This window comes from Pseudofrankia coriaricola, from assembly GCF_032027725.1.
Taxonomy (GTDB): Bacteria; Actinomycetota; Actinomycetes; order Frankiales; family Frankiaceae; genus Pseudofrankia.
Genome location: NZ_JASNFO010000162.1, coordinates 1 through 9,144, shown reverse-complemented (window position 1 = coordinate 9,144; position 9,144 = coordinate 1). Strand labels below are relative to the sequence as shown.

7 protein-coding genes are annotated in these 9,144 nt (G+C 67.3%); 4 read left to right on the top strand and 3 right to left on the bottom strand.

The features are described 5' to 3' along the window. Positions 1-151: 151 nt before the first annotated feature. Positions 152-1,621 (bottom strand): catalase, encoded by a 1,470-nt coding sequence (locus tag QOZ89_RS46150; RefSeq protein WP_071046396.1) that lies wholly within the window; start codon positions 1,619-1,621, stop codon positions 152-154. Positions 1,622-2,158: 537 nt separating this feature from the next. Between QOZ89_RS46150 and ctaD the strand changes: the two genes are divergently transcribed. Next, positions 2,159-3,919 carry an aa3-type cytochrome oxidase subunit I gene (gene ctaD / locus QOZ89_RS46145; protein WP_491723700.1) on the top strand — a complete coding sequence of 587 codons (1,761 nt, stop codon included), beginning with the start codon at positions 2,159-2,161 and terminating at the stop codon, positions 3,917-3,919. Between the two features lie 79 nt (positions 3,920-3,998). On the opposite strand, the gene QOZ89_RS46140 is transcribed toward ctaD, so the two are convergent. Next, positions 3,999-4,676: a hypothetical protein gene (locus QOZ89_RS46140; RefSeq protein WP_312630313.1), complete on the bottom strand. Its 678-nt coding sequence runs from the start codon at positions 4,674-4,676 to the stop codon at positions 3,999-4,001. A 727-nt stretch (positions 4,677-5,403) separates the two neighbouring features. Next, complete coding sequence (locus QOZ89_RS46135; protein WP_312630312.1) at positions 5,404-6,336, bottom strand: IclR family transcriptional regulator; 933 nt, start codon at positions 6,334-6,336, stop codon at positions 5,404-5,406. An 84-nt stretch (positions 6,337-6,420) separates the two neighbouring features. On the opposite strand from QOZ89_RS46135, the gene QOZ89_RS46130 reads away from it, so the two are divergent. The 3 genes from QOZ89_RS46130 to QOZ89_RS46120 all read left to right on the top strand — a co-directional run. After that, the gene (locus QOZ89_RS46130; protein ID WP_312630311.1) at positions 6,421-7,227 is read left to right on the top strand and encodes an SDR family NAD(P)-dependent oxidoreductase; all 807 of its coding nucleotides are present in this window, start codon (positions 6,421-6,423) and stop codon (positions 7,225-7,227) included. Beyond that, positions 7,218-8,489, top strand: coding sequence for a sulfotransferase family protein (locus QOZ89_RS46125; RefSeq protein ID WP_312630310.1), 1,272 nt, complete (start codon positions 7,218-7,220; stop codon positions 8,487-8,489). Before QOZ89_RS46130 ends, QOZ89_RS46125 begins: the two co-directional genes overlap by 10 nt. Beyond that, positions 8,486-9,144: MBL fold metallo-hydrolase (locus QOZ89_RS46120; protein WP_312630309.1), on the top strand; the 659-nt coding region annotated here is incomplete at its 3' end. The genes QOZ89_RS46125 and QOZ89_RS46120, both read left to right, overlap by 4 nt.

Genomic DNA, 9,144 nt, shown 5'->3' with positions numbered 1-9,144 from the left:
CCACATTCGCAGGAACGTCGCTGTCATTCACCATGGACAGCAGTTCCGACCGCATATCCGCCGTTAGCTCCACCTCGCCATTCTAGCCGAACGACCACATAAACGAAACAGAATCACGAGACACTAGCCGAGCTAGTTGCATCGTTCACGGCTACCGTACTGTGACCAAGCCCAGTTCGTGGGCGACACGCGCGCCGAGATCGGGGTCGACCTTGGCCCAGTATTCCTTGACCGCGCGCTCCTGGATGAAGCGTTCCACGCCCTGGCTCAGGTGCCCGGCGATGTTGCGGACCAGGTGGTCCCGATCGGTCGGTGTCAGCACTTGCCGGTAGAGTGTGCCGGGCTGGATGAAATCGTCGTCGTCCTTGTGCGCCTGGTAGGCCGTGCGCATGATCTCGGCAGATTCTACGAACCAGCTCGGATCACGGTAGCGCCGCGGCTCGGCCGTCGGACCGCCGTAGCTGTTCGGCGCATATACGGGCTGGTTCCCATTGTGCTCGTAGCGCATCGGGCCGTCCTTGTTGTAGTTGTGCACCTCGTTGAGGGGCCGGTTGACCGGCAGCTGTTCATAGTTCGGACCGGTGCGATAGCGGTTCGAGTCGCCGTATGCGAACATCCGGCCCAGCACCATGCGATCCGGGCTGGGGCCGATGCCCGGGACAAAGTTCGCCACGTCGAACCCGGCCTGCACGATCTGGGCGAAGAAGTTCTCGGGGTTGCGGTTGAGCACCATGCGGCCGATCGGGATCGTCGGGTAGTCCCCGTGTGGCCATACCTTGGTGATGTCGAAGGGGTTGAAGCGGTAGTCCGCAGCCTCCTGGTAAGGCATGATCTGCATCTCGAGGCGCCATGACGGGTAATCCTGGCGGGCGATCGCCTCCCAAAGGTCACGCCGGTGGTAGTCGAGGTCCTCGGCGCGCATGGCTTTGGCGTCGGCGTCGGTCATGTTCTGGATGCCCTGCTCGGTTTTGAAGTGGTATTTCACCCAGAATTTCTCGCCTGCGGCGTTTTCCCACATGTAGGTGTCGCTGCTGTAACCGTTCATGTTGCGCCACGTGCGCGGCGTTCCCCGGTCGCTCATCAGGACTGTCACCTGATGCGCCGACTCCGGAGAGAGTGTCCAGAAATCCCACTGCATGTTGTTGTCGCGCAGGCCACTGTCGGGCATACGTTCCTGCGAGTGAATAAAGTCAGGGAACTTCATCGGGTCGCGCACGAAGAAGACCGGGGTATTGTTGCCGACAAGGTCGTAATTGCCCTCTTCGGTGTAAAATTTGAGGGCGAAGCCACGGACATCGCGGTCTGTATCCGGATAACCCTCCTCGCCGGCCACCGAGGAAAATCGCGCAAGCATCGGCGTCCGCTTGCCTACTTTTGCGAGGAAGGCGGCCTTGGTCCACTGGGTGACATCGGCGGTCACCTCGAAGTAGCCGAAGGCACCCCCGCCCTTGACGTGGTATACGCGATCGGGCACGCGTTCACGGACGAAGTGAGCCAGCTTCTGAATCAGGTAGGCATCCTGCAGCAGGTTCGGACCACCGGGGCCGACGGTCAGCGAGTACTCATCGCTGGCCACGGGCGCACCGGCGTCAGTGGTGGTGTTGGGCCGTCGGTTAGGCATCCCCATCTCCCTACCGCAGAGCAGATTCGCTTCGCCTGGAGGATAGCGCGGGGGCCGCTCTGAGTCCGCCCTAGCGTTGGGGCGCGGGCAGGCATCCATAGTTGTTCCGGTATCGTCCCATCCGGGTTATCTCAAGAATCTTCTTCGCGATACCCTCGGGCTCGAGCAGCGCACTGGCGGACGACACAGGGCGTCGACCAGGCGTCCCAGCTGGAATCCATATTGGCCACGGCCTCGCTGTGGGGAAGAGCTTCGGCGTTCCAAGGCATCCCTCGGCGGCGGCACTCCAGACAGGCACTGCTCGCCGTGCGGGCGCCCTCTGTCCGCTCCGCGCAAAGAACTAATGCACCAAAACGCGCACGGCCGCGCGGCCTCACTGATATCCCCGCGAACGTTGCCCGCATATCCGACCGAACTGACCTTATGTCAACAAGCCCGACTCGGCCGCGATGGTGATCCGCCAGGCTGCACTATTCTGTCGGCCCACAGACCCGGAGACGGGCCGGTGGCGGCACAGGATCCCAGAGAGGAACCCCGGTGACGGCTGTGCAGGAGCGGGCGGTTGGGCTCGATGTTGACGAGTCGGTGCACGTCCGGCAGCGGAAGAACTTCCTGGAGTACATCCGGACGACGTCCCACAAGGACATCGCCGTCATGTACACGGTCGCTTCGTTCGGTTTCTTCCTTTTCGCCGGGGTGCTTGCGGAGATGATGCGGGCCGAGCTGGCGCGGCCCGGGCTCCAGTACTTCTCCAACTACCAGTACAACCAGTTCTTCACGGTGCACGGCGCCCTGATGCTCCTGCTGTTCGCGACGCCGCTGGCGTTCGGGTTCGCGAACTTCCTGATCCCCCTGCAGATCGGCGCCCCCGACGTCGCCTTCCCGCGGCTGAACGCTCTGTCGTTCTGGCTATTCCTGTTCGGCGGCCTGCTGCTGATCTCCGGCTTCCTCACTCCCGACGGAGCGGCCGCGTTCGGGTGGACCGCATACACCCCGCTTAGCAGCAAGGCCTACTCACCCGGCGTCGGCGGGGATCTGTGGATCACGGGGCTGGTCGTCTCCGGCACCGGCACCATCCTCGGCGCCGTCAACATGATCACAGCCTTGCTGTGCCTGCGGGCACCCGGCATGACGATGTTCCGCATGCCGATCTTCTGCTGGAACTTCCTGGTCACGTCGATACTCGTGATCGCCGCCTTCCCACCACTGGCGGCCGCGTTGCTGGCGCTGGAGGCCGACCGGCGGTTCGGCGCGCACATCTTCGACGCTGCCAACGGCGGCGCGATCCTCTGGCAGCACCTGTTCTGGTACTTCGGGCACCCCGAGGTCTACATCATCGCGCTGCCCTTCTTCGGGGTCGTCACCGAGATCCTCCCGGTGTTCTCCCGCAAGCCCCTCTTCGGCTACAAAGGGCTGGTCTTCGCCACCATCGGCATCGGCATGCTCTCGCTCGCCGTGTGGGCACACCACATGTTCGTCACCGGCGCCGTCCTGCTGCCGTTCTTCGCCGCGACGTCGTTCCTGATCGCCGTGCCCACCGGGGTCAAGTTCTTCAACTGGATCGGGACGATGTGGCGCGGCTCGCTCACCTTCGAGACGCCGATGCTGTTCAGCCTCGGCTTCCTGGTCACCTTCCTGCTAGGAGGCCTTACCGGGGTGCTGCTCGCGAGCCCGCCGATCGACTTCCACGTCAGCGACACCTACTTCGTGGTCGCACACTTCCACTACACCGTGTTCGGCACGGTCGTGTTCGCCGCGTTCGCCGGCGTGTACTTCTGGTTCCCGAAGGTCACCGGCAGGATGATGAACGACCGGCTCGGTCAGGTCCACTTCTGGCTGGTCTTCTTCGGCTTCCACCTGACGTTTCTCGTCCAGCACTGGCTCGGCATGCAGGGCATGCCGCGCCGGTATGCCGACTACGGCCCGGGCGACGGCTTCACGACGCTGAACACCATCTCCACCGCGGGCGCCTTCCTCCTGGGTGTCTCCACGCTCCCGTTCCTCTACAACGTCTGGGCGTCCTACCGGAAAGGTCCCATCGCCGGCGTCGACGACCCGTGGGGATTCGGGAACTCGCTCGAATGGGCGACCTCCTGCCCGCCACCCCGGCACAACTTCCTGTCGCTGCCGCGGATCCGCTCCGAACGCCCGGCCTTCGACCTGCACCACCCGGCCGGCGCCGAGGCAGGTCAACGTCCCGCCGAACAGCTGCCGGCCGAGGGCGTACCCAGCCTCGCGGAGCACGCCGGACCGCCGGCCTGGCCCGCGGGGTCAGCTCGGCCGGACGAGCAGCCGTGACATGCCGATGCACGACAATCTCGGCCGGGATGCCCGCGACCGCGTCGCCGTCGGCGTGGACCTGGAAGGGCAGTCGGCGTTAACGGTCACCCCGCACGCCCCGGGGCACCTTCGCGTGCTCGGTCCCGACGTATCGACCCCGGGAACACCCACAGGAACGGTATGAGCAGCGTGAGACGGCTGGTCCGGGGGATGAACAGCACCTCCGTCCGTGTTGCCAGCCGGGTCCGGTGTGGGTGCGGGTGTCGCTGCGACGCTGCTCGGCCGTTTGGTGGTGTAGCGAGTCGACGGCTTGGGCGATGGCGTGCTCGGCGAGTTGTCGGGTGCCGGCTTGGTCGAGGGTGATGGTGCGGTTGCTGGCTCGGCTCTTGGGCGGCCCGCAGTACAGCTCGCCGGGCAGGGCGAGCAGCTGGTGGGTGACGGTCAGCTCGCACGCGCCGGCGTCGAGGTCTTCGTGGTGCAGGGCTGCGGCTTCGCCGCGGCGCAGGCCGCGCAGCGCGATCAGCCACCACAGCGGGGCGAGCCGGTCGTCCTCGATGCCGGCCAGGAAGGTGATCATCTGTCGTAGGGTCCAGACGGCGACGGGTGGGTGGGCACCGTCTCTGCGCCAGGCGGCGACACGCTCATCGGTCCAGATGACTGGATGCGGCCGGGTCGGCTTGTGGAGGCGGATCTGCGGGAGCGGGTTGCTGGCGATTAGACCCTCGCGCACGGCGGTGTTCAGCGCGGAGCGCAAGGTGGCACGGATCCGGTCCACGGTAGACGGCGCGATCAGCATCCCGGCGCGGGTACGCCGGCGAGCCAGCTGGTCGAAGCACCGCTGCAGCCGCTGGCAGGTGAGATCGGCGAGGGCGATCCGGCCGAGAAGCGGGAATCAGATAGCGGTCGACGTGGTCGCGGTAACCATGCAGCGTGGACGGCCGTAGACGCGGCTCGGACTGCGCCAGCCAGCAGCGCAGCCACCGTCCGACGGTCCAGGCCCCCGCCGCGGCCTCGTCGACCGGCGCCGCGAGGATGGCCTGCCGGGCCGCGACCGCGGCCTCGCGGGTCGCGTGGCCGCCGTGGCGGTAGCGGGTCTTGCGGCCGCCGCTGGTGGTGACCTGGACGGCGAAGTACCAGCTGCCATGCCCCGGCTCCGCCAGCTGTGGGCAGCGGCCGGCAGCTGCCGGCCGGTGGCGGCGTCGGTGCATCCGCACCGCTTGAACACGATGTCCTGCCTGGTGTCCATGACCTACCTCCAAGTGCGAAGGACGAGCCTTCGACCTGGACCGTGGCCAGCCATCGCCAGCGCAAACTGCACCCGCAGCACATGATCGGGCCGTGGGTAGACTCAGCTGACACCGCAGTGCGAAGCCGAGCGGATACTATCCGCAACTGGCCACCGGATGTGCGTCCGGTGGGAAGCGTTGCGGTGGGTGTAGCGCGCCAGAACTCGATTCGGGGCGTGGTCTGCTACCGGACCACCCTGATCCGCGGGGAAGTCCCTAGCGGCGGCGGGTGGGGCCGGCCGCCGTGGCGGTGGGGAGGTCGCGGCTCGGAACGCGGCCGCGTGCCTGGCGTGTCGCGATCGCGGCGGACTGGACCAGGCGGTGGCCCAGTTCCAGGATGTGGTGGATCTGGATCGGGTGCTCGGGTCCGGTGATGCTCAACGAGAGCAGGACCCGGCCGATCGGGTCGAAGATCGGGGCGGCGATGGTCTTGACCGCTATCTCGTCTGAGCCGGCCAGGCCGTCGAAGGACAGCAGCATTTCGTCGGTCTTCGCGAGGGCGCCGGTGAGCTGCTGCTCGGCGTCCTCGTCGGTCGGCTCGTCGCGGATCCTTGTCATGGCGTCGACCACTGTGGGCGCGGCGATCGCGGGAAGCGGGACGCTGAAGCCCCTGGCGCGGATCTCGGCAAGTACGCCTCGGTAGAGCTCCTCGAGTGCGGGGGTGAGCGCGGCCCGGCCGAGCCACGCGGCGACCGTGTCGTCGTCGGCCCAGGCCAGGAACACCGCTCCGATCGGTGCCAGCAGCGGCGTCCGGTCGCCGGGGTAGCCGATGCTCGTCGCGCGTGGCTGCGGGCCGCGGCGGGCGAGGAAGATGACGTCGCGCCCCGCGAGGGCGGAGACGCCGATCTCGAGGTCGAGCTCGCTTGAGAGCGCCTCGGCCTGCTCGATCGCGGCTTCGATCGCCGGGTTCTGTTCGATCGCCGCGAACCCGGTTGCCGCCAGTGCCGGTCCGAGCATGTAGGTCCGATGCGCCGGGTCCCGGATGAGGAACCCGCAGTCGCACAGCACGGCCAGGGTGGCGTGGGCCGAGGCGATGTTCATGCCCAGGTGCGCGACGAGTTCGCTGATCGTGAAGCCACGGGACGGGTGCGCGGTGAGGAAGGCAACGATGTTCGTCGCGCGGGCGGACGCGGGCGCGGGCCGGGCCATACAGCAACGGTAGCGGACCGGTACGCGCTTCGGGGCCACCCCAGGGGCTTGACTGCAATGCAAATTTTGCTATAGCAATGCAACATGTTCGACTTAACGGGCCGTGTGGTCGTGGTCAGTGGTGGCAACGCCGGGATCGGTCTGGCCTTCGCCCGAGGCGTCGCCCGGGCCGGTGGCGACGTGGTCATCTGGGGCCGACGGGCGGACAAGAACCTCGAGGCGGCCAAGGAGCTGGCCGGCTTCGGCCACCGCGTGCTCGCGCAGGAGGTCGACGTCTCCGACGAGGCCCGCGTCGTCGAGGCGATGGCCGAGGCGGCCGAGGAGCTGGGCCGGGTCGACGGCGTCATCGCCAACGCCGGCCTGATGCGCAGGGAGCGCAGCTTCCCGGAGATGACGAGCGACGCCTGGCACAACCTGCTCGCGGTCAACCAGCACGGCGCGTTCTTCGTCATGCGCGAGGGTGCTCGCCACATGAAGCGGCGTTACGACGCGGGCGACCCCGGCGGGTCGCTGCTGTTCTGCGCCAGCCTTTCCGCGCTGACCGGCAGCCCCGGCATGCAGCACTACAACGCGTCCAAGGGCGCGATGGCGGCCATGTCCCGTGGCATCGCGGTCGAGGCCGGCCGCTACGGCATCCGCAGCAACGTCGTCTGCCCCGGATACACAGAGAGCGAGACCGTCCAGATCTCGATCGACAGCCCCTTGTTCGACCGCAACCGCCGCTACAACCCCTCAGGCCGAGCGGGCAAAGCCGAGGACTTCGAGGGTATCGGCGTGTACTTCATGAGCGACTGGTCGCGCTATCACACCGGCGACCTCGTCGTCATCGATGGCGGCTGGTTGGCGAACGCGGGAAAGACCGACGTAACGGAGCTGCCGCCATGGCCGTAAAGGTGCTGCGCGTCGAAGGCATGCGCGACGACACACGCGACCCGGCGCAACGGGCCGCCCTGGAAGCCGACGAGGCACGGCCGCTCGACATGAGCATCGACGCGGTGCTCGAGGGGGCCAGCCGGCAGACCGGCCTGCACGACTTCGGCTCGCTGGAGTTCACCCAGCGCCTGGGCCTGCTGCTGACCGAGGTCGAGGCCGACGCCAACGTGTGGCGGACGTACAAGGCGACGTTCGTCGACCAGTGCGTCCGGGCGGCGGCGAACCGGCTGCTCATCCAGCGCTACTGGGACGACCACCCCGCCTGCCTCGACGCGCCCATCGAGCGGCCGATCAACGTCATCGCGCTGCCCCGGTCAGGCAGCACCCATCTGGAGAACCTGCTGGCCGCCGACCGCCGGCTGCGGCATCTCCCGGTCTACCTGGCCGCGCAGCCGGCCCCGAGCGTGGGCGAGACGGCGGGGCCGGACGGGGTGGACCCGCGCTGGACGCGGTCGGACGCGCGGTGGCAACGGATGAGCAGCAACGAGATCTTCGTCGCCATGCACGAGCACTCACCGGACCACGCCTGCGGCGAGAACGAGCTGCAGGTGCCCGACTTCGCCAGTTACCAGTGGGAGTGGATGGCGAACGTCCCCGGCTTCCGGGACCACTACCTGAGCCACGACCAGACGCCGCACTACCGCTACATGAAGGACGTCCTGCGGACGATCGCCTGGCAGTTCCCCAGCGAGCAACGCTGGATGTTGAAGTCGAACCAACACAGCGAGCAACTCGTCCCGCTGATGACGACCTACCCCGACGCGACCGTCGTCATGATCCACCGTGACCCGGTGGCGACCCTCCAGTCGCTGTTGACAATGCGGGGCCTCGCGCTGAAGACCAGCCAGAAACGGCCCGATATCGATGCCCATGTCGCCTACTGGGTCGACCGCCTAGAGCGGATGCTGCGCGGTTACCTGCGTGACCGGCACCTGGTGCCCGCGGGCCAGCTCGTCGAGCTGAGGTTCGACGAGATCGTCGGTAACGACGTCCAGGCGGCCGCCGGCGTGCTGGAACGCGCCGGCCTCACGGTCACCGACGAGACCCGGGCGGACATCGAGCACTACCTGGCCTCGCACCCCCGCGGCAAGCGCGGCCGGGTCGTCTACGACCTGGAAGGCGACTTCGGGCTCGACGCGGACGAGCTGCGCGACCGGTTCGCCTTCTACACGGACGCCTTCCAGATCCGACCCGAGGTGGGAAAGGACCGCACCCGATGAGCGCGGAGAACCCGATTAGCCCGGACTCGCAGGAGCAGCCTCTCAACGCGCTCATCGTCCGGGAGGGCGAAGGCGTCCAGGACGCCGTGCCACTCGGCGACGGCATCTTCGCGTCGAAGGGCATCTCCAACAGCTATCTCGTCACGACCCCGGATGGCGACCTGCTGATCAACACCGGGATGTACAACGAGGCGGACCAGATCAGGACGCGGTTCTCCGCGGTCAGCGCCAACCCGGTGCGCGTCATCGTGTTCACCCAGGGCCATCCCGACCACGTCGGAGGCTGGTCACAGCTGGACGCACCGGGCATCGAGACCATCGCGCAGGCGAACCATCCGGACGTCCGGGAGTACTTCCACCGGCTGCAGCCGTTCTTCGCCCGCCGCAGCCGCCGGCTCTGGAACCGTGACATCACCAGGGTCGACCCCACCTACCAGCCGCCCGAGCCGGTCCTGACGACCACCTTCCTCGACAGCCACACCTTCACCCTCGGCGGCCGCCGGATCGAGCTGTACTCGACGCCGGGTGGGGAGACGACCGACTCGTTGGTCGTCTGGCTCCCCGACGAGCGCATCCTGTTCACCGGCAACCTGTTCGGACCCCTGTTCGGCCATATCCCGAATCTGTACACGGTCCGCGGCGACAAGATCCGCAG

Bases quoted from the DNA above. Each gene is read 5' to 3' on its own strand.
- QOZ89_RS46135 (WP_312630312.1), bottom strand. From the start codon at position 6,336: ATGGCCCGGCCCGCGCCCGCGTCCGCCCGCGCGACGAACATCGTTGCC.
- QOZ89_RS46130 (WP_312630311.1), top strand. From the start codon at position 6,421: ATGTTCGACTTAACGGGCCGTGTGGTCGTGGTCAGTGGTGGCAACGCC.
- QOZ89_RS46150 (WP_071046396.1), bottom strand. From the start codon at position 1,621: ATGCCTAACCGACGGCCCAACACCACCACTGACGCCGGTGCGCCCGTG.
- QOZ89_RS46125 (WP_312630310.1), top strand. From the start codon at position 7,218: ATGGCCGTAAAGGTGCTGCGCGTCGAAGGCATGCGCGACGACACACGC.